Genomic DNA, 21,757 nt, shown 5'->3' on the forward strand with positions numbered 1-21,757 from the left:
TAGAACAATTTGGAAGAGATTGATTTAGTTTTTCTTATTTTTTTAATTTATTTGCGCTAAAATAATTGGGATAGGTTGAAATGTTTAAAACCTACCCCATGAAATTATTTAACAATGGTAAGAATAGCTTTTGGAGTTTCAATTTTATCTTTTAAAAGCTGCATATCTTCACTAACTTTCTTTTCAATCACTCTGGCATAAATTTGTGTAGACGCAATTTTTGTATGCCCTAGCAGTTTGGAAACAGTTTCGATTGGAACACCATTACTTAGTGTTACAGTTGTAGCGAAAGTATGTCGTGCCATATGAAATGTAAGATACTTTCTAATTCCTCATGCATCAGCGATTTCTTTTAGGTATAAATTTACCTTCTCATTGCTTATAATTGGAAATAGCGTCTCTGTTAGCATCGTAATTGGGTGATTTTCATATTTATTTAGTAGCTCTTGGGCGATATTCAGAATTGGAATTTTTACAGGCGCTTTTGTTTTCTGACGGTTTGTGAAAATCCACTGATTGCCATCAATGCCTATAGTAATATTCTCTTTAGTTAGATTCATAATATCAACATAGGAAATACCTGTGAAACAACTAAATACAAATAAATCCCGAACCCTATCAAGTCGTTCAATTTTGAAATCATAGGATTGGAGATTCGATAATTCATTTTCGGATAAAAATTCTCTTTCTGTTTTTTCATATGTGGGTTTCCATCTTAGAAATGGGTCTTTTTCTATCCATTCTATATGAAAGGCTAATGTGATGATTTTACGAAATCTTTGTATATGTTTCATTACAGTATTATGTCCCATTGCCTTGGGATGCCCTTTTGGCCAATACATAACTAGGAAGCTTTCAAAATCGCAGATGAATTTGTAATTCAAGTTTTTTAAATAGACATTCTTCGTTTTTAATTGGGTATTTAAAAATTTATTGAGGTACCCTTCCGTAACGCCAAAGTTTCTGAGTGTACCCTTAGTTAATGTTGTTTCTATCTTTTTTCTGTGATAGGTAAGGATTTCTTGAAGGGTTTTGGAATTTTCACCCTCACCAAGATAGTGTGCTTTAAGTAATTCAGCTGTGATTAGTTTTTCCTTGTACTTTAGATCTTGATAAATTTGAACAATTTTAGAATGTACCTGATTTAAATGGCTATTAATTTTCCTTACTTCATCACTGGTACCTTTTGCTCTTTGTTTGTTAGAATCCCATAATCCAACTCCAATTTGAAGCTTTAAGCTAATATTAGCTCTTTTGCCATTTACCGTTATTCTGGTAAAAATGGAAGTTTGATTGTTTTTTACACGAGTTGGATGTATCCAAAATAGGATAGAAAATGTGTTTTTTGTGCGCATAATTGTCGTCTTTAATAGTTAAACATTATTTGAGACGAAAGTCAAATCAACTATACTGAAATATTTAAGCTCACATTTCTAATCGACACCATTGGTGTCGATTAGAAAAACTGGTGTCGATTTGTAGCCATTTTAAATGAAATCATATCAATTTAAATGATTGGCTAAAAACCAACAAACCCTGCAAATCATAGAATTTGCAGGGTTTTGACTCTTTTTGAGAGTTAAACTAGTGACCTCGACTGGATTCAAACCAGTAACCTCTTGAGCCGTAATCAAGAGTGTATGCGTTTGTTAGTTATCATTACACTACTGTGTTATTCTAAAATTCCTTTATTTTCAGTTGTTTATGTAGTATTTTTAAAATACATTACCTGCCTATTACTTTTTAATACGGTTAAAAGTGTGAAAATTGTGTGAATACATTTAACTTTGTTTTAAACAGAAAAAGCATGACTTATAATATTTCAATTTATCATGAGACAAGACGAATTAAAGAGAATGATAAATATTCAGTTAAAATAAGAGTATATAATAAGCATGAAAATATTAAAAAAGTCAGATACTTCACTACAGGAATAGACTTAACAAAAAAAGAGTTTGATACTATTTGGTTAAATCCAGAGAATAAAAAATTAAGAGGATCGAATAAAGAAATAGAATTAAAACTAAAAGCAATTGAAAAAAGAGCTAATGATGAAGCTAGAGCAATGTCTGTTTTTGATTTTTCTAAATTTGAATCGAAGTTATTTCGAAAGTCTTCCGATAAAAATAATATAAAATATCATTTTAATTCAGCCATTGGTAAACATACTAGTAATAGTAAAATAGGTACAGCTGAAAGTTATAGGTACACTCTTAGCTCTTTAGCAAATTTTACTGAATATAAAAAGAAAGGTAGTATTGAGAGATTATCCTTTAATGATATTACGGTAGATTGGCTTAAAGAGTATGAGAAGTATATGATTGTTAATAATAAAAGCTATACTACTGTAGGAATTTACACGAGAACTTTAAGAGTAATTTTTAATAACGCAATTGAAGAGAATGACATAAGTGTAGATGTATATCCATTTGGGAAAAACAAATACAAAATACCACGGACTAGAAAGGTTAAAAAGGCTTTAAATGCCATCCAGTTAAAAACCTTGTTCGAAGCTAAAGCCAGTAACGAAAATGAACAACAAGCTAAAGATTTTTGGTTTTTCAGCTATGCCTCTAATGGCATGAACCTAAAAGATATTGCTTTACTAAGGTATTCAGATTTTGACAATGATAAATTCACTTATTATAGGGCAAAGACTTTTGATAAGTCATCTGAAAAAACTGAAATTACTATTTATTTAACCGACTTTACGAGTAGTATAATAGAGAAATATGGTAATAAGAAGAAAGATGGTTTTGTATTCAAAATTGTGTCGATGTCAGAAGACAGCGAAACTCAATACAAAAAGATAAAGAATTTCAACCGCTACATAAACGATCATATTAAAAGAATAGCGAAAGCTAACGATTTACCTTCGGATTGTAGTTTTTACTGGGCACGACACTCTTTTGCAACTAATTCTATTAGAAAAGGAGCAACAATGGAATTTATTAGCGAAGCATTAAACCATAGTGATCTTAATGTTACGAAAAATTATTTTGCTGGCTTTGAAGATGTAGCAAAAAAAGAATTTGCCAATTCTTTACTTGATTTTTAAATAAAAAAACAAAATAAGTTAATATTTAGAAAATGAAAGAAGTACTTATAAACGATTTTCTTTTAACCGTTTTTAAAACATCTAAAGGGACTTATATATTTGACGATTGGGGAGGAGCTGAAGATATAGTATGTGGAGCGTTAAATCATACACATCTTTTACAAAAATCTATAGTTGATATCATTATTACTGATTATTATGTTGAGGGGACAATTTCATTAATAACACCTAAACAGTTTTTTGATCTTCCCAAAGATTATCGTCCATTTATATTTAGCCATAATCTAGCCCCCTTTCCCTATATTATTTCTGGAGCTCCCCATAGTAGGTATAATTTGATAAAAAAAATAGAATCCCTAATAAAGCCTGACCATGAAATATATTTATATGGAAATAAAAATTTGTTAACGTTTCATGATTTAAAACCTTATTTTGATGAATATGCTGTTGGTTTTAAGGATGGTTTTAAGGATTTTATAGCAGACCAAATAGAACCTTATTTATTAAAATTAGAAAACGACAATAGGATAGAATTTGCTAATAGAGTTTTCAAATTTATAACTAACGATTTATCAGAAAAACCAAGAGCAACTAGTAAGACAGGTTTTGATTTTGCCCCCCATAATAAAGGAGTAGAAATTGGAAATATTTATCAAGATGGTTTATTAGAAGGGTATTTATATAGAGCATGGAGTATTATATTTTCAGAAAATGAATTATTTCTACCGATATTTAAAAAGTATAGAGACGGTACTGAAAAACTTAAAGTCCTAGAAAAAGATATTATTTTAAAAAAGGATAATAATCTTATTCCAAGGTTGAAAATAGAATATGTATATGAATTTTTTAGCGTATTAACTAAACCTAATACGAATGGAGATCCTTATTTAAGCGAACAAAAGTTATTAACTTTTATTGAATCTACTTTTGTAAATGATCAGCCAATACAACAATCCTTTGATGTTTCTTTAACCAAAGAAAAAAAGAATATAAGAACCGTGTTTAAAAAGTTTCAAGATAATTGCTATCAATATGAGAAAAATCAAAAGCATTTAAAGCAAAAGTATTTTGATATAATGTTTAAAGGATTCAAAGGGTTTTCTAAAGACCAAGATTATAAAAAATGGTGTGAGACTAGTCCTAAAATAAAAACTATTGATAAACCAAGGGAGCGCTTATAATTATTATGGCCTAAAATATTATTTTATTTAGAACAACATCCAATACACTTACTACAAAAAAAAATAACAGATGTTTGGAGATACCAACACTAATAGGTAATCTGAAAATAATTGTTTGTTTTAGAGCTACATTTAATACACTTACTACACTAGAAAGGCATAAGACATATATTTAGAGTTACCAAGAATTAATGAGTAATCTAAAATAATTGTTTGTTTTAGAACTACATTTAATACACTTACTGCACAAAAAAAACATAAAACACATGTTTGATGACACTAATTACTAATTGATACTCTAAAAATAACTATTTGTTTTAAAATTACATCCAATGGACTTACAACAGTAAAAAGGCAATAGACATATATTTAGAGACACTAATAACCAAAGCTAAAAGGGTAAAAACGAGGAGAAAAAGGTAAATTTAGGTTTTAAGAGGGTAAAAAGGGACGTCAAGGGGTAATCAATTTACAAAAAGGTATCAAACCTATAACATTGCAGTAAACATAATCACAAAACTGCTATGGAAGTACCATCATTCACACAAACGCAACTAGATGTTGCGGAGATTAAAAATGGCTATTTAAAAATTTTAGACCAGCTACAGCAAAAAATTAAAACATCTACTGATGATAAAGACCCAAAGAGCATTGACGACATTGCAAAGCTAACTGGATACACAAAAAAGACCCTTTACGGTTATTGTCAAAAAAACACCATTCCGCACTATAAGAAAAACGGTAGACTTTTCTTTTTCAAATCAGAGATAGTAGCCTGGATTCAACAAGGTAAACAAAAGACGATCAACGAAATAGAATCTGAAAATGATGAATTTTTTGATGCTAAAAATAAAAGGTTGAAGTAATGAGAGAGCATTCCAACAACCTTAGTAAAATTCAAACGCAAAATAATAAATCAGAATCAAAAACTAAAATAACATACGGCTATTTCTTGAAATACTTGTATAGTCAACCTTTAAAGGTAAGTTATAGATACAAAATTTTGAGGCTCACTATTTTCCCATCTATGCTATATATATGAGAGCTCATATATCTAATATTGGTAATGAAAAAATATCAAAAGTAAATGGGACTACTTTAAATTTAGTAACTGACTTTTCTCAAGAAAAGAAGAAAGACCAAGTTAATGATATTTTAGAGAAAATAGTTAAACGTATTGAACGAGTTAATTTTCGAGAATATTGTAAACTCAAAGAAGCTGAGGGTAAACTTCAACGGAAACATTTCTTGGTTTCTTGTATAGAGATATTGCTTAAATCGGTAGAGGATAACAGCTATAGTCTGTGTCGTAAAAATAATTCTATTTATCTATATAATTCCGAGTATTGGGAGATTTTAAGTGAGAGTAACTGTAAAGATTTTTTAGGAGATGTAGCCTTAAAAATGGGCGTTTATAAATTTGATGCTAAATACCACCTTTTCAAGGATGATTTATATAAACAATTTCTATCGTATGCTAGGCTAAAAGAAGCTAAGAGTAAGAGCCGTACTACTGTTATCAATTTGAATAATGGGACTTTTGAAATTACTTCTAGAAAACAAATTTTAAGGCCATTTGATAAGTTAGATTTTTTAACCTATCAGTTACCATTCGATTATAATAAAGAATCAGAAGCACCACAATTTAAAAAGTTTTTAGATGAAGTGCTTCCAGAGTTAGAACTGCAAAATATTTTAGCAGAATATATAGGGTACATTTTTATAAAAAATAGCGTTTTAAAACTTGAAAAAGTTATGCTTTTATTTGGTGAAGGAGCCAATGGGAAAAGTGTTTTTTTTGAAATACTTATGGCTTTGTTAGGTAGTCAGAACGTTACTAACTACTCCTTAAATAGATTAACTGATGATCAAGGGAATTCAAGAGCTCAATTAGGAGATAAGCTACTTAACTATTCAAGTGAGATTAATGGAAAGCTTGAAAGTAGTATTTTCAAACAGTTGGTATCGGGAGAACCAGTGGAAGCTAGATTACTTTATAAAGATATTCAAATCATTACAGACTATGCAAGGTTTATGTTTAACTGTAATGAGTTACCTCGAGAAGTTGAAAACACCAATGCCTTTTTTCGAAGGTTTATAATTATTCCATTTAGAATCACTATTGCTTCCGAAAATCAAGACAAAGAGCTTTCTAGAAAAATTATAAATAATGAACTATCAGGAGTGTTCAACTGGGTATTAAATGGTTTGACTCAGTTACTAAGCAATAAAGATTTCAGTTCTAGCAAAATAGTAGAAAATGAAGTCTTGCATTATCAAAAAGAAAGTGATAGTGTATTAATGTTTTTAGAGGATGAAGAATATCAAATTTCTTTTGATAAGACCAGACCGCTTAAGGAAGTTTATTTTGAATATGAAAGCTACTGTAAAATGAATCATTATGGTATTTGTTCTAGTCGTAAATTTTCAAGTAGATTAAAGAAAAACGGATATAGACTGGGTGAAAGAAAAAGCTACGGATACCCTCTTTTTATCGAACACAAAGCTTCTACCTAAAAACAATAAATATGAACTATCAAATTGCAAAAAAAATAGACATCGTTTCTTACTTAAAGAAAATAGGCAAGGAACCTGAAAAAATAAGAGGAAATACTGCTTGGTTTCTTTCTATTTTACGAAACGAAACAACTGCCTCACTAAAAGTTGATATCAATAAAAATTTATGGTACGATTTCGGAGCCGGGATTGGAGGAACTATTATAGATCTGCTGATTCACTTACACAATTTTACAGCAAAGGAAGCATTAGATGTGCTCTCCAATGATACCTTTTTATTTCATCAGCAAGAAAGACCATTTAAAAAAGAAATCAAATATTCAATCAAAAAGGTGACTGACTTAGATAATGAAAAATTGTTAGCGTATCTCGATGAAAGAAAAATTAACCTTGATTTTGCTAGACGTTTTTGTTGTCAGGTTCATTACACTTTCGACAACAAGAAGGAATATTATGCAATTGGCTTCAAAAATGACCACGGTTCATATGAAGTGCGAAATGAATTCTTTAAAGGATGTTTAGGAAGGAAAGCGATCACTACTATTATAAATAATTCTCAAATCGTTTCTCTATTTGAGTCCTGGTCAGATTTCTTATCCTATTTGACATTGAAAAAGAAAGTGCCAAATGAAAATTACATCATACTCAATTCAACTTCTATGGTTAAGAATGCAGTTGAATTGGTAAAAGAAAATTCTAAAATAAGGGTATTCTTTGATAATGATGAAGCAGGTAATAAAGCTACTAGTTTTCTATTAAACAGTATAAAAGGTAAAGTGATAGATTATAGAATTCACTATAAAAAATACAATGATTTAAACGAATTTTTATTAGCGCGGAGTTAATCGGTCTGGTAGCTAGCCAGTCGTGGTTTTAATTCCTTTTTAGTGCCTACTTCGTGCACTAAAAAGAAATCAAACCGCCTGGCTTATTCATAATGAAAAATTATTCATAAGAAAAAAAACAAACATGAAATCAAATTCAAATAACAAAGTAAAAGTGGTGTTCTATCTCAATTTAGACGACAAAGTCTTTATTCAAAACCAATGTGATTTACTACAGATTAAACCATCATTCTTTATTAGAAATGCTGTGTTGGAAAAGCTTGATAAACCTGTATATGTAAATCCAATTCATAATCTAGAGACCAAAAAATATATGGCAGCATTGAACATTATAGGCAATAATTTGAATCAAATTGCTAAAAAGCTAAATTCAAATGCGCAGTTTTTAATTGCCGATCAACAGATCGTTTTGCAAGAAATAAAGCGGATCAATACTCACATTGTAGAAATTAATTCAAAATTATAGATAAGCATTATGGATCAAAACCCAACCCACGTAATATTCAATCTAATGCAAAATGTGGTAGATAAATTAGATGCTCTATCTCAAGATTTGAATAATAATAAAGGTAATGAGCTAAATGATGTTATTACAAATAACAGTAATGAAATAAAAGCCTATCTAAAGAAGTCCATAGATAATCAAGTGAGTCTTTCGAAGCAAAACCTAGCTATTGAAGTTAGAATTAATGAATCTATTGAAAAAAATAAAACAATTCCCTCGATAAATAATTTTACTGAATACAATTTGTTTGGAAATAAATCACACTTTAAACCCTTCTCACTTATAATTATAGCATTTGCTTTAGTAGTAATTTGGAGCTCTATAAAATATTTACCGACTTATTTAAATGAGAGCAGTTTGCTCTCAAAGGAAAAAGAAGATTATGAGCTCTTTTACAATTATGTTTATTTAAATCAATTTAAAAGTTCTGAAACTATTACAGCTGCTAAAATTTTAAAGAAAATTCAAGATAAAGATACCTTGTTCTTTAGAGAATATCGATCGCTTTTGAAAATGTATCAAAAGGAAATAAAAAAGCAGCAATTAAAAGAAGAACTAAATATCCTTGAGGATAATGATCGCTAAACTTCAATCTATAGCGTATTTTCAAAATGCACTTTCTTATTGTGAAAGGGGAGGAGAAATATTGACTTCAAACAATTGTCTAGGGAACAGTGCCGCTATCAGTCTACAGATGGAAAGAAACAATTACCTAAATGACAAATGCTTAAAAAACTCTTTTCATATCAAGATTAGGATTGCCCCAGAAGACAAAGGAAAATTAAACACCAAAGACTGGATTGATATTTCAAATAAATATGCCAGCAAAATTGGTTTTCAACAAAACCCTTATGCCGTTTATATACATCAAGAAGGTACTGATAAAGAGCACATACATATTGTTGCATCTCGTATTTTGGCGAATAATTTAGCGGTGAAAGATAATTTTACCCATTATAAGAATATGGATTTCTGTAGGGAAATTGAAAAGGAATACAATTTGAGGCAAGTTATAAGAACCTTAGAAGTTATCAAAAATAAAGAACTTTTCATAAGGCAAGACCATCGAATACTGCCTTTAGAAGGAAAAATAAATGCAGCTATTAAACAATCTGATTCTCTTGATGACTTTGTTTTTCATTTGGAAAATATTGGAGTTAAAGCAAAAATGGGGAGAGGAATTAGTTTTACAGATGAACAAGGAGTTTACTTCAAAGGATCTGATATAAACAGAAAATACTCCTTGAAAGGAATTAAAGAACTGCTGTCGTACAAGCATCAAGAAAAAGAGATGTACAACCAGCATTCAAGAACTAAAATGTAAACCATGCCAAAAATAATACTTATGACACATCAAAAGGGAGGAGTAGGGAAAAGCACCCTTACTTTCAATCTTGCTCAAAATATTTCTAATGGATCGAAAGTAGCTGTTTTAGATTTTGATTTACAAGGTAGTTTGAGCCAACTAAAAGAATTGGTAACCGATTTTGAAATTATTCCATATGTTGGAGAAATAGATAAAATTTCAGAGTTGCAATATGATTTTATATTTATTGATACCCCTCCCTATTTATCTAACCAATTATCCAAATTAATTGCTTTAGCAGATTTAATTATTGTTCCAACCAAAGCAGGGATTTTGGATTTATTGGCAATAAAAAATACACTTGAAATAATTGAATTAGCAAATAGAACAGCTGACACATTGATTGTTTTTAACATGATCAAAGCTAATACTACATTGACCTTAGATATTTTGATCGGGTTAAAAGAATATAATGTGAAAATAGCCAGCACACATATTAGCGATTTAGTTTCTTATACCAGATCCGTTCTTTTAAATGGAGTAATTAAGCATCAAAAAGCACAAAGGCAAATAGATCATCTCACAGAAGAACTTTTATTGAAATTTATATAATTGTAGAATGCTGTAGTTCTATAAATCTATAAAAATACAAATCTATCATTATGGAAAAACAAAAAATCAATGAGCTCATCAATAAGGCTAAATCTAGTAATCAACAAAAAACAATTCAAAAGATTGTCCCTGTTACCACAAAAAAGATAGAGGAAGTTCAGTTCTCATTTTATTTAGAGAAAGTTCTACTTAAAAAAATAAAATTAAAAGCGTTGCAAGAGGACACGAGTATGAAGCAAATTGTAAATGATGCTATCAAAGATTCCCTCAAATAATTTAAAATTATTAAATAATAAAATTAGATCATGGTAACTACAAATAATAAAATAGCAAATTTGAAGCTTGAAATTTCAGAGAACTGTACAGATAAAGAGGCTGAAATTATTAATCAATATTGGGAATTGGAAGAGATGAAATTTGTGAATATGCCCAAAGCAATCATTAATAAATTTGGACTTTCTCAAAGTGAATTGACGAAGCTTATTGGATCTTGCAGTACATTTTCATTCTATGTACACTGTAACAACTGTAACTCTTATGAGAATTATCAAGCAAAGAGTAAGACACAGTTCGTAGAACTGATTAAAATAACAAGGAAAAGATCTCTATTGTTATTTAAATGTAATCACTGCACACAACAAGAACTCAAGAGATCAAATTTAAAAAAAGCTAAAAAGCATAAAGAATTAATTCAAAAACTTGAAAATGCTATTAATGATAAGAATTGGGTGCACTTGTCTAAATTTGAAAAGGGAATCTTAGTTCATTGCTTAAATATGGACTTCAAGGAACTCACAAAATATTATGGGAATCTACTTGGACAATCACAGTTCATCTTGTTAATTAAAGCATTAGAAAACATCGAAAAACATAACCTTTTGTTTCTAAATAGAGATCCTTGGACAAGATATATTGTGAGTTTTCAAAAATCTGATAGATTGTCTGCTTTTAGAGAAGAAATTTCTGTAAAGGAAGAAATTAAGGAAAGTTCCGTTGAAGTTGATTCAGAAACTAACGAATTAAAATTTAAACTAATAATAGATAAAAATCAACATCACCCAGACAGCCCTTTATATGCCGGGACAGTCACTTTTAAAGAACGTATTGTCATAGAGCCTGGAGTGGAATACATATATGGCCTCTGGCAAAGAGCCAAAGATAATTTATACATAACGATGACACCAATAGAGAATTTGGAGAAATTGCCTATTCAAAAAAGAATATCAGATCAACCAATCTCATTGCAAAAGGGGATTCAAAATTTTTTAAGTAACCTGGGAAAAAACATATAGTTTGAACCGTAGTAAATACTTAATTCTATAAATATAGATTTGTAGAATTATATGTGCTTGATGCAGTAAAAAAAAGGTTGATCATCACACAATTTCAGTCATTTGCGGTTTACCGCAGTTTGTAAAATTATTTTTTCAATACCTTAGCAAGGAATATAATTTTACAGAAATAGCATTCATTATAATGGCAAAACAAGTTACTCGAAAAACAGCAAAACCGAAGAAAGAAAAAAGCATTGAAGAAACCCTATGGGACTCTGCTAATAAACTAAGAGGAACAGTAGAATCATCCGAATACAAACATGTCGTTTTGGGTTTGATATTCTTAAAATTTGCCAGTGATAAGTTCGAAGAACGAAGAGCTGAACTTATTGCAGAAGGAAAAGAGAAATACCTAGAGATGAAGGAATTCTATAATATGTCTAATATTTTCTTTTTACCTGAAGAATCTCGTTGGTCGTCTATTATTGCCAATTCCAAACAAAATGATATTGCTTTAAAAATTGATACTGCTTTACATACTGTAGAGAAAAACAATCCAGCGCTTAAAGGCGCTTTGCCGGATAATTATTTCTCTCGATTGAATATGGATGTGAGTAAACTAGCAGCTTTGTTAGACACCATCAATAATATTGACACCATAAAAGACAAACAGCAAGACATTGTAGGACGTGTGTATGAATATTTCCTGAGCAAGTTTGCCTTGGCCGAAGGAAAAGGAAAAGGAGAATTCTATACTCCAAAAAGTATTGTAAACCTCATAACCGAAATGATTGAACCGTACAAAGGGGTAATCTATGATCCTGCTTGTGGTTCTGGAGGTATGTTTGTACAATCGATCAAGTTTATAGAAAATCACCACGGAAACAAGAAAGAAATCTCCATTTACGGACAAGAATACACGGCTACAACTTACAAACTAGCCAAAATGAATCTTGCCATTCGTGGTATTGCTGCCAATTTGGGCGATGTACCTGCCGATACTTTTGGGCGTGACCAACATCCCGATTTAAAAGCCGATTACATTATGGCAAACCCACCTTTTAACCAAAAAAATTGGCGAGCTAGTGATGAATTAGTAGATGATCCTCGTTGGAAAGGTTACGATGTGCCACCAACCAGCAATGCCAATTACGGTTGGATTTTAAACATGGTAGCTAAACTCTCAGACAATGGCGTAGCAGGTTTTATCTTGGCGAACGGCGCACTGTCTGGCGGTGGCGAAGAATATAAAATTCGTAGAAAACTAATAGAAAATGACATTGTAGAAGCTGTTGTAATTTTACCACAAAACATGTTTTATACCACAAATATTAGTGTAACGCTTTGGATTTTGAATAAAAACAAAACAGCGAGAACGGTACAGTTACCTGATGCAACAAGAAATTACCGCAATAGAGAAAACGAAATTTTGTTTTTAGACTTGCGTGAAAAGGGAATTCCGTTCGAAAAGAAATTTATACAATTTTCTAAGGATAATATTCTTGAAATTACAGAAGCCTATCATAACTGGCAAACGGATTTATCTGTTTATAAAAATGTGCCCGAATTTAGTTTTAGTGCAACTTTAGCTGACTTGGCTGCTAAAGATTTTTCATTAGTACCTAGTAAATACATCACATTTGTAAATCGTGACGAGAATATAGACTTTGATGATAAAATGAAAAACTTACAAAGTGAATTTTCAGACTTATTGAAAGCTGAAGCACAGTCTAAAACCGATTTATTAACCGTATTTGAAGAATTAGGTTATGGGATCAAAATATAAACCTATTGGAGATTATATCCAATTAGTAGATGAACGAAATAAAGGATTAAAAGTAACTTCGTTGTTAGGACTTAGTATTTCTAAACAATTCATAAAATCAGTTGCAAATACTATTGGTACTGATATGGAGAATTATAAAATAATCCATAAAAATCAATTTGCGTGTAGTACGATGCAAGTGCGTCGTGATAAAAAAATGCCTGTTGCTTTATATTCAGAAGATGAGCCTTCCATTATTTCACAAGCTTATCCCATTTTTGAAATCATAAATACGAATGAACTCTTACCTGAATATTTAATGATGTGGTTCACGCGTTCTGAATTTGACCGAGAAGCCTGTTTTCATGCCGTTGGTGGTGTTCGAGGTAGTTTAGAATGGGAAGATTTTTGTGGAATGAAACTACCTATTTATTCCCTCGAAAAACAACAAGAAATTGTTAAAAAATACAAGGTTATTCAAAACCGTATAGCGCTAAACAACCAACTTATTACCAAACTCGAAGAAACTGCTCAGGCTATTTATAAACATTGGTTTGTAGATTTTGAGTTTCCTAATGAAAATGGCAAGCCTTATAAAAGTAATGGCGGGGAAATGGTTTTTTGTAGGGAATTGGACAAGGAGATTCCTGTGGGGTGGGAAGTTAAAGCATTAGGTAATATTTCAAACTGCTTGGATAATAAAAGGAGACCATTATCAAAAGAAGAAAGAGATGGAAAAAAAGGTGTTTACCCTTACTATGGTGCTATGTCAATTTTGGATTATGTTGATGATTATTTATATGATGGAGATTATTTACTTTTTTCAGAAGATGGGGCAAATATTATTGATGAAAACGGTTATCCAGCGATTCAATTTGTTTGGGGAAAATTCTGGTTAAACAATCATTCACATATTCTTGATGGAAAAGGGCTTATAAGTATTCAGTTTTTATTTAATGCATTGTTAAAGACAAATGTCTTAAATATTGTAACTGGGGCGGCTCAACCAAAAATAAATCAACAAAATATGAATAGTATTCAGTTACTAATAGGTAGTGATATTGTTCATGACAAATTTAATCAATTGGTCAAACCTAGTTATAGATTAATTAAAGCATATAAAATTCAAGATCAAAAACTTGAGGAATTAAAGGAGCTGTTGTTGGCAAAAATGACAAAAGTTGAGAGCGAAAAAGAAACTTTATAAAAATATAAACAAATATTTATGAAATATAAATACCAACTAATTTTATTAGGTTCTGATGTGCCAGAAAAACATTATATTCTAAGTAAAGTACTTGAAAAACTAAAAGATTTAGGCTTACCAAACTCTATTTTAAAAATAATTGAGAGTGATAAGCTAAATGAAGAATATTTAGGTAATCAACCAGCTTTCGGTTTGTATTTTGGAGACATCGAAAAGAATTATAAAGATTTGGATGTTTCTCACAAGCTAATTAAGGATGGCACAATGATTCTTCCTATTTTTTTTAATTCTTTTTCGGAAGATATTCCTTGTGTTTTATCCAATCAAAACGGTATTCAATTTAAAGAATCTGAATTAGATAGAATAGTTAATATTATTCTAGAATCATTTGAATTATTGAGAAATACTAGAAAAATATTTATAAGTTACAAAAGAAATGAATCTACATCTGTAGCAATTCAATTATATGAAGCTCTTGAGTCTTTTAACTATGATGTCTTTTTAGATACACATTCTATTGGTAAAGGTGAAGCATTTCAAGATGAACTTTGGCATAGAATGACAGATTGTGATGTTGTTGTGCTCTTAAATACCCCTGGCTTTCTCGAAAGTTTTTGGTGTAAAGAAGAATTTGCAGAAGCTGGAGCCAAACAAATCGGTATGATTCAACTAGTTTGGCCTAATCATGAAATAAAAAAAATAGAACCATCTTCTTATATAAGTTACCCAATACAGTTAGAGAGTTTAAATTTTTTAGATAGTATTTTCGATGATAAAGATAAATCCAAATTTATACCAGATTTCGTTGACAGAATTATTCAAGAAGTAGAATCGGTAAGAGCTAGAAACCTTGCGGCAAGGCAAGATAATCTGACAACAGAATTTCGAAATATCGCAGAAAAAAACGGTAGAATTGTCACTGTACAACCCGAAAGATTTTTAACAGAGGATTTACTAGACGGAACACATATAATCTATATCCCTACAATAGGAATCCCACAATCAACAAGTTGTCAATCGGCAGAAATTAAAAAAGAATTACTAGGTTATAAAGATGTCACTATCAAGCTAATTTATGATGATTTAAGAATTAGAGACAAATGGTTAAATCATCTTGAATGGCTAAATGATAATTTTAAAAAAGATATTAAAACTTTAAAAAAACAAGACTTCGAATCATGGCTACAACCACTATAAAAAACATTTTCCTTTCTGCGAGTGTACCATTACCTGAAAGAGACCAAAAATATATTGAAACAGCTGACATTATTGCAATTCGTGATTCAGTTATCGCTCTTGCAACTGTGGTTTTGCCACATCATAGAATTATATGGGGTGGTCATCCATCTATTACACCATTAATTTATTATGTAATGGAAAAACTTGATTTGAATATTCAAGAACATGTAACCATATATCAATCTAGATTATTTGAAAAGTTTTTTCTAGAAGATAATGATAAGTTTAAAAATGTAATTCTTACCGATATCATCGATAATGATAGGGAGAAATCTTTATTGCATATGAGAGAGAGAATGCTTGATGAGTTTGAGTTTTCGGCAGCTGTTTTTATTGGAGGAATGGAAGGTATTGAAGGGAATAAAGAAAAAGGGGTAGAAGGCGAATATAAAATGTTTATTGACAGATTTCCTAATGCTTTGACACTACCAATTGCTAGTACTGGTGCGGCTACAAAAATAGTTTACGATAATTTTTTTCCTGAAGAGTTAAAGAATGAAAGACTTGTTAAGGATTATGGTTATATGAGTTTATTTCAAAAATTATTAATTGATAAGATTTAAATTATGGCAAGAAAAGTATTTTACAGTTTCCACTTTAACGAAGATAATTGGAGAGCTGGTCAAGTAAGAAACATTGGAGCTTTTGAAGGGGATAAACCAGTTAATGGTAATAAATGGGAAGAGGTTAAAGAAAAATCAGATGAAGTAATAAAAGCATGGATTGATAAAAACTTAGTAGATAAATCTTGTTTAGTTGTTCTAATCGGAGAAAATACAAGTTCAAGAAAATGGGTTAAATATGAAATTAATAAAGCTTGGGAATTAAAGAAAGGTGTTTGTGGTATTTATATTAATAAACTCTCAGATAGTAGTGGTAAACAAAGTAAAAAAGGCAGTAATCCTCTAGCAAGCTATATTCCAATATTTGAATCAGATTTTTCCACAAGCTCATACGTATATGATGATATCAAAAACAATATTGAAAGTCTTGTTGAGAACGCTATAAAAATCAGAAGTCAATACAAATAATTATGGCTAAATTTTTTTTGTTTCTTATAAGTATAAAGATGAAAAAGTAAATGATCTATAAAGTTCTTATTTTGAAGAAGTAGATCACTTAGTGTATGAAAAGTTTTTAAAAGAACGCAGAAGATTGATGGCTAATAAATTAAAAGTCTATTACGAAAGTTTGTAAAAACAAATATTAAGTTTTTTGCTCCCAAAAACCTGACATTATAATTTAAAACATAAAATGTCCAGTTTTTTATATAATAAACTGGACATTTTTATATATTTACAATAAATAGTGTGACATGAAAACTACTGATTACATAGCTGTTACCATAGATCGTTTCCCAAAAGGATATGTGTTCACCTATGCTGACTTTACTGCAGCAGTGAATAAAAAAGAAGCGGTCATAAAAGCATTGAATCGTATGGTGGTTTCGGGCAAAATTGCCAAGCTAGCTAAAGGAAAATATTACAAACCAGAGAGCACTCCTTTTGGAGATTTAGAACCCAGCCAATATCAAGTAGTAAAAGATTTATTGGAAGATGATGGTAAAGTAATTGGCTATCTTACCGGTTACAGTGCCTACAATCAATTAGGACTAACCACTCAAATAAGCAATACCATTCAAATTGGTAGAAACGACATTCGTCCAAGCTTAAATAGAGATCGTTATAGCATCAAATTCGTAAAACAAAAGAATGCTATTACCAAAGAGAATATTCCATTGTTACAATTGCTAGATACTATTCGATACATCAAGAAGATTCCTGATAGTAATTTAGAAAAAGCTTGTTTGCGGTTAGTATCACTATTGAAAGAGTTGTCAGAAAAAGAACTTGCAACAGTAGTCCGCTTGGCTCAAAAATACCCGCCTGCAACAAGAGCTTTGCTTGGTGCGCTATTAGATGAGGCGGAAGTTACTCAATTCAAGGAAATACTTCTTAAAAACTTGAACCCTATAACCAATTATAAACTATCGGGTGCACGAGCTATTTTAAAAACTGCCGAAAATTGGAATCTAGTATGAAACTACACGAAAACAAAGTCCTTTTTAAGCAATCTATTGCTTTTACGGCGCAACAGATGAAAATACTTCCCATTTATGTGGAGAAAGATTATTGGGTGACCTATGCGTTAAGTCTTATTTTTAAGGATGCTATTGGAACGGAAGCTATTTTTAAAGGAGGTACAGCTTTGTCTAAATGTTTTGGATTGATTGAACGCTTTTCTGAGGATATTGATTTGGTGGTTCTGAAGGGAGATGAAGAAAGCGGTAATCAACTGAAAAACAAATTGAAAAAGATAACTAATGTTGTTGGAGCAAAATTAACAGAGGTTAATGAAGAGGGGATTACAAATAAAGTAGGTATGATTAGGAAAATTGCTTATCAGTACCCTAAAACCTTTTCAGGAAAATACGGACAAGTTAGAGAAAACATCATTGTTGAAGCAACTTGGTTAGGTCATTATGAGCCTTTTCAAAATAGTACAATTTCATCTTATGTCTATGACATGATGGAAGAAGCAGGACAACATCAACTTGCTGAGGAATATGGTTTATTGCCTTTTGAAGTTCAAGTATTGCATGTAAATAGAACCATTTGTGAAAAAATAATGAGTTTGGTTCGTTTTTCTTATGGTGTGAATCCGTTATTAGACTTGAAAAATAAAATCCGCCATACGTATGATTTACATCAATTATTAAAGGTTTCAGAAATTTATACCTTTTTTGAAAGTCCTGATTTTGAAGCGATGCTTTTACAAGTTGGAGAAGATGACATTGAAAGTTTTAAAAATAATAACGAATGGTTAGCTTTTCACCCAAAAGAAGCCACACTATTTCGTGAACCCGAAGCAACTTGGAAAGAGTTAGAAAACGGTTATACCAATGAATTTGGAAATTTAGTTTATGGTGAGTTGCCATCCAGTAAAGAAGTATTGGAAACCATTCAAAAAATTAGCAAAAGATTACAGGCAGTAAAATGGAATATTGAAATCCCTGAAAAAGGAGAAACGAAATAGGATGAAATTTACCGAAGCACAATTAGAACAAGCCTTTATAAGTTTACTGCAAGAAGAGAAAATGACTCACCTAGCGGGTGGTGAAGTACGTAAAATAGAGTATAACGGAGCTGCTGAACCACCAACGGTTTACGGACATATTGTTAGTGAACAAGTATTGCTAACAGAAGATCTAAAAAACTATTTACGAACTGCCTATGCAACCGAAGATATTACGGAAAACGAGATCGAATCTATCGTAAGAGATTTGGATCGTTTGCCGTCATCAGATTTATATGAAAGCAATAAAACCATTATGAAGATGGTTAGTGATGGTTTTTTGTTAAAGCGAGAAGATAGAAGTCAAAAAGATTTTTATGTGCAACTGATTGATTATTCGGAGCAAGATAAAAATACCTATAAAATTGTTAACCAACTAGCGATTAGGGGTTACGAAATGCGTATTCCCGATTTGATTTTATACATTAACGGATTGCCTTTGGTTGTTTTTGAATTTAAAACAGCAATTCAAGAAAACGTAACAATACATAATGCTTATTTACAGTTAACTAATCGGTACAAAAAAGATATTCCAGAGCTATTCAAATACAATGCTTTTTGCGTAATTAGTGATGGTGTCAATACTAAAGCAGGTTCGTTTTTTGCTTCTTATGAATTCTATTATGCCTGGAGAAAGATCGATGGTATGATCAAAGAAGTCGATGGTATAGATGCGATGTTTACGCTTATTCAAGGGATGTTCAATCGTAAAAGATTACGAGATATTATTCAAAATTTCATCTTTTTACCCGATAGTTCTAAAAAGAATGACAAGATCGTTTGTCGTTATCCTCAGTATTACGCAGCCACGAAACTTTTTGAAAACATAAAACAACACCAAAAACCACTAGGAGATGGTAAAGGAGGAACTTATTTTGGAACTACTGGTTGTGGAAAGAGTTATACCATGTTGTATTTGACTCGTTTATTGATGCGAAGCAAATATTTTGCAAGTCCAACGATTGTTATTATTACCGACAGGACCGACTTGGATGATCAATTATCAGGGCAGTTTACTAATGCCAAAGGATTTGTAGGTGACGAATCAATCATAAGTGTCGAAAGTCGTTCTAATTTAAGAGAACTATTGCAGGGTAGAAACAGCGGAGGCGTATTTTTGACTACCATTCATAAATTTACAGAAGACACCAAATTATTGACAAATAGGACCAATGTGATTTGTATCTCAGATGAAGCGCACAGAAGTCAAACGAATTTAGATCAAAAAGTAAAAGTTACAGAGACTGGTGTTAAGAAATCCTTTGGATTTGCCAAGCATTTACATGATTCGTTACCCAATGCAACTTATGTAGGTTTTACGGGAACGCCAATTGATGCTACTATTGATGTTTTTGGAGAAATAGTGGATGCATATACTATGACTGAATCTGTTGCAGATGAAATTACAGTTCGTATTGTGTATGAAGGTCGTGCCGCAAAAGTATTGCTGAATAATCAGAAACTAGCCGAAATTGAAGCGTATTACAATCGTTGTGCAGAAGAAGGAAGTAATGAAAATCAAGTAGAAGAAAGTAAAAAAGCCATGTCGCAAATGAATGCGATTATTGGTGATCCTACTCGTTTGAAAACTGTTGCAGAGGATTTTGTAACACATTATGAAAATAGAATTGCCGAAGGTGCAACAGTGAAAGGAAAAGCTATGTTTGTTTGTAGCAACAGATTGATTGCTTATGAATTATACAAGAATATTATAACACTAAGACCAGAATGGGGAGAAGTGAAAGTTGCAGGGGATAATGTGGAGTTGTCCGACAAAGACATAAAGGAAATCAAACCTATGGAGCGTATAAAAATGGTGATGACTCGTGGTAAAGATGATCCTGAAACACTCTATCACTTATTAGGAACTAAAGACGATCGTAAAGAACTAGATCGCCAGTTTAAGAATGAGAAATCAAATTTTAAAATTGCTATTGTGGTCGATATGTGGTTGACAGGTTTTGATGTTCCTTTTTTAGACACCATGTACATCGATAAACCGATTCAACGACATAATTTAATTCAAACCATTTCCCGAGTAAATAGAAAGTTTGAAGGGAAAGAAAAAGGATTGGTGGTAGATTATATTGGCATCAAGAAACAAATGAATATGGCTTTAGCATTATACAGCAATGCCGATAATGAAAGCATTGAAGATATTGAGCAATCTGTGGTCGTAGTAAAAGACCAATTGGATTTATTAAGCAGATTGTTCTACAAGTTTGATAAGTCTGGATATTTCACAGGCACACCTTTAAAGCAATTGAAGACACTTAGTCAAGCTTCTGAATTTATTCAACTGACACAAGAACTTGAAAAACGTTTTATGTACATCGTAAAACGATTAAAATCGGCTTATGATATTTGCTCAGGCTCTGGAATCTTTACCGAAGAACAAAGAGATGAAATCCATTTTTACCTAGCTATTCGTTCTATTATTTTCAAATTGACCAAAGGTGTTGCCCCTGATACTGCCCAAATGAATAATAGAGTGAAACAAATGTTACAAGATGCTATTGAAAGTGATGGCATTGAAGAGATTTTTAAATTAGGAGATGAGGGGCAAACCGAAGTAGATATATTTTCGGATGATTACATGGCTAAAATTGACAAAATAAAATTACCCAATACCAAAATTAAACTACTTCAAAAATTACTAGCCAAAGCAATTGATGATGTCAAGAAAATAAATAAGATTACAGGAATAGACTTTTCAAAAAGATTGCAGCTTATTGTAGACAAGTACAATGAACGTAAAGAAGATGATGTATTGCAAAGTCGTGTACTGGAAGATTTTACAGACGAAATTATTGATTTGTATTATGCGCTAAAAAATGAAAAAGACTCTTTTAAAGATTTAGGAATTGATTTTGAAGAAAAAGCATTTTATGACATCCTAAAGGCTTTAGCTCATAAATACGACTTCAATTACCCTGATGATAAATTATTGGTTTTAGCGCAAAAAGTAAAGCTTGTAGTTGATGATAAAGCCAAGTATACAGACTGGAGTAAAAGAGATGATATAAAGGCAGAGTTGAAAGTAGATTTAATTATTTTACTTGCTGAAAGTGGTTATCCACCGGTAGATCGAGATGAAATATATAAAGAGATTTTTGAGCAAGCCGAGAATTTTAAAAAGTATAATAGTTAGTTAAACCCTAAATTTAAATTAG

General features: G+C 31.1%; 21 protein-coding genes. 19 read left to right on the top strand and 2 right to left on the bottom strand.

What is annotated here, in order from left to right:
• Positions 1 to 104 precede the first annotated feature (104 nt).
• Together BLQ19_RS21805 and BLQ19_RS15895 are read right to left on the bottom strand one after the other, a co-directional pair.
• Positions 105 to 329, bottom strand: coding sequence for a tyrosine-type recombinase/integrase (locus tag BLQ19_RS21805; protein WP_367888703.1), 225 nt, complete (start codon positions 327 to 329; stop codon positions 105 to 107).
• 3 nt (positions 330 to 332) lie between these two features.
• On the bottom strand, positions 333 to 1,355 hold the full coding sequence (locus tag BLQ19_RS15895; RefSeq protein ID WP_367888700.1) for a site-specific integrase: 1,023 nt from the start codon (positions 1,353 to 1,355) through the stop codon (positions 333 to 335).
• Between the two features lie 452 nt (positions 1,356 to 1,807).
• Between BLQ19_RS15895 and BLQ19_RS15900 the strand changes: the two genes are divergently transcribed.
• The 19 genes from BLQ19_RS15900 to BLQ19_RS15990 all read left to right on the top strand — a co-directional run bounded on the left by BLQ19_RS15900 (position 1,808) and on the right by BLQ19_RS15990 (position 21,735).
• Complete coding sequence (locus BLQ19_RS15900) at positions 1,808 to 3,058, top strand: tyrosine-type recombinase/integrase (protein WP_074539003.1); 1,251 nt, start codon at positions 1,808 to 1,810, stop codon at positions 3,056 to 3,058.
• A gap of 32 nt (positions 3,059 to 3,090) precedes the next feature.
• On the top strand, positions 3,091 to 4,239 hold the full coding sequence (locus BLQ19_RS15905; RefSeq protein ID WP_074539004.1) for a hypothetical protein: 1,149 nt from the start codon (positions 3,091 to 3,093) through the stop codon (positions 4,237 to 4,239).
• 524 nt (positions 4,240 to 4,763) lie between these two features.
• A complete protein-coding gene (locus BLQ19_RS15910; protein WP_074539005.1) occupies positions 4,764 to 5,105 on the top strand; it encodes a helix-turn-helix domain-containing protein in 342 nt (113 codons plus the stop codon).
• Between the two features lie 172 nt (positions 5,106 to 5,277).
• Positions 5,278 to 6,756, top strand: coding sequence for a phage/plasmid primase, P4 family (locus BLQ19_RS15915; protein ID WP_083332270.1), 1,479 nt, complete (start codon positions 5,278 to 5,280; stop codon positions 6,754 to 6,756).
• An 11-nt stretch (positions 6,757 to 6,767) separates the two neighbouring features.
• Entirely contained in the window at positions 6,768 to 7,601 is an 834-nt protein-coding gene (locus tag BLQ19_RS15920; RefSeq protein ID WP_074539006.1) for a DUF8464 domain-containing protein, read from the top strand.
• A gap of 124 nt (positions 7,602 to 7,725) precedes the next feature.
• Entirely contained in the window at positions 7,726 to 8,067 is a 342-nt protein-coding gene (locus BLQ19_RS15925) for a plasmid mobilization protein (protein ID WP_074539007.1), read from the top strand.
• 9 nt (positions 8,068 to 8,076) lie between these two features.
• Positions 8,077 to 8,691 carry a hypothetical protein gene (locus BLQ19_RS15930; protein WP_074539008.1) on the top strand — a complete coding sequence of 205 codons (615 nt, stop codon included), beginning with the start codon at positions 8,077 to 8,079 and terminating at the stop codon, positions 8,689 to 8,691.
• Positions 8,681 to 9,430 carry a relaxase/mobilization nuclease domain-containing protein gene (locus BLQ19_RS15935; RefSeq protein ID WP_074539009.1) on the top strand — a complete coding sequence of 250 codons (750 nt, stop codon included), beginning with the start codon at positions 8,681 to 8,683 and terminating at the stop codon, positions 9,428 to 9,430. The genes BLQ19_RS15930 and BLQ19_RS15935 overlap by 11 nt, the downstream gene beginning before the upstream one ends.
• A 3-nt stretch (positions 9,431 to 9,433) precedes the next feature.
• Positions 9,434 to 10,024: an AAA family ATPase gene (locus BLQ19_RS15940; protein ID WP_074539010.1), complete on the top strand. Its 591-nt coding sequence runs from the start codon at positions 9,434 to 9,436 to the stop codon at positions 10,022 to 10,024.
• Positions 10,025 to 10,074: 50 nt separating this feature from the next.
• Positions 10,075 to 10,299: a hypothetical protein gene (locus BLQ19_RS15945; RefSeq protein WP_074539011.1), complete on the top strand. Its 225-nt coding sequence runs from the start codon at positions 10,075 to 10,077 to the stop codon at positions 10,297 to 10,299.
• Between the two features lie 30 nt (positions 10,300 to 10,329).
• Positions 10,330 to 11,316: a hypothetical protein gene (locus BLQ19_RS15950; protein ID WP_074539012.1), complete on the top strand. Its 987-nt coding sequence runs from the start codon at positions 10,330 to 10,332 to the stop codon at positions 11,314 to 11,316.
• A gap of 184 nt (positions 11,317 to 11,500) precedes the next feature.
• Positions 11,501 to 13,084: a type I restriction-modification system subunit M gene (locus BLQ19_RS15955; protein WP_074539013.1), complete on the top strand. Its 1,584-nt coding sequence runs from the start codon at positions 11,501 to 11,503 to the stop codon at positions 13,082 to 13,084.
• Positions 13,068 to 14,270 carry a restriction endonuclease subunit S gene (locus BLQ19_RS15960; RefSeq protein WP_074539014.1) on the top strand — a complete coding sequence of 401 codons (1,203 nt, stop codon included), beginning with the start codon at positions 13,068 to 13,070 and terminating at the stop codon, positions 14,268 to 14,270. The genes BLQ19_RS15955 and BLQ19_RS15960 overlap by 17 nt, the downstream gene beginning before the upstream one ends.
• 18 nt (positions 14,271 to 14,288) lie before the next feature.
• Positions 14,289 to 15,467, top strand: a complete 1,179-nt coding sequence (gene thcB4, locus BLQ19_RS15965; protein WP_074539015.1) for a Thoeris type III anti-phage system protein ThcB4 — start codon at positions 14,289 to 14,291, stop codon at positions 15,465 to 15,467.
• Positions 15,449 to 16,072 carry a Thoeris type III anti-phage system protein ThcA gene (gene thcA, locus BLQ19_RS15970; protein WP_074539016.1) on the top strand — a complete coding sequence of 208 codons (624 nt, stop codon included), beginning with the start codon at positions 15,449 to 15,451 and terminating at the stop codon, positions 16,070 to 16,072. Before thcB4 ends, thcA begins: the two co-directional genes overlap by 19 nt.
• Before the next feature lie 3 nt (positions 16,073 to 16,075).
• Complete coding sequence (locus tag BLQ19_RS15975; RefSeq protein WP_074539017.1) at positions 16,076 to 16,540, top strand: TIR domain-containing protein; 465 nt, start codon at positions 16,076 to 16,078, stop codon at positions 16,538 to 16,540.
• 284 nt (positions 16,541 to 16,824) lie between these two features.
• Positions 16,825 to 17,550 (top strand): type IV toxin-antitoxin system AbiEi family antitoxin domain-containing protein, encoded by a 726-nt coding sequence (locus BLQ19_RS15980; protein WP_074539018.1) that lies wholly within the window; start codon positions 16,825 to 16,827, stop codon positions 17,548 to 17,550.
• Positions 17,547 to 18,545, top strand: a complete 999-nt coding sequence (locus tag BLQ19_RS15985) for a nucleotidyl transferase AbiEii/AbiGii toxin family protein (RefSeq protein ID WP_074539019.1) — start codon at positions 17,547 to 17,549, stop codon at positions 18,543 to 18,545. Before BLQ19_RS15980 ends, BLQ19_RS15985 begins: the two co-directional genes overlap by 4 nt.
• 1 nt (position 18,546) lies before the next feature.
• The gene (locus BLQ19_RS15990; RefSeq protein WP_074539020.1) at positions 18,547 to 21,735 is read left to right on the top strand and encodes a type I restriction endonuclease subunit R; all 3,189 of its coding nucleotides are present in this window, start codon (positions 18,547 to 18,549) and stop codon (positions 21,733 to 21,735) included.
• Positions 21,736 to 21,757: the final 22 nt, after the last annotated feature.

Source organism: Cellulophaga baltica, from assembly GCF_900102165.1.
In the GTDB taxonomy this organism is placed as follows: domain Bacteria; phylum Bacteroidota; class Bacteroidia; order Flavobacteriales; family Flavobacteriaceae; genus Cellulophaga; species Cellulophaga baltica.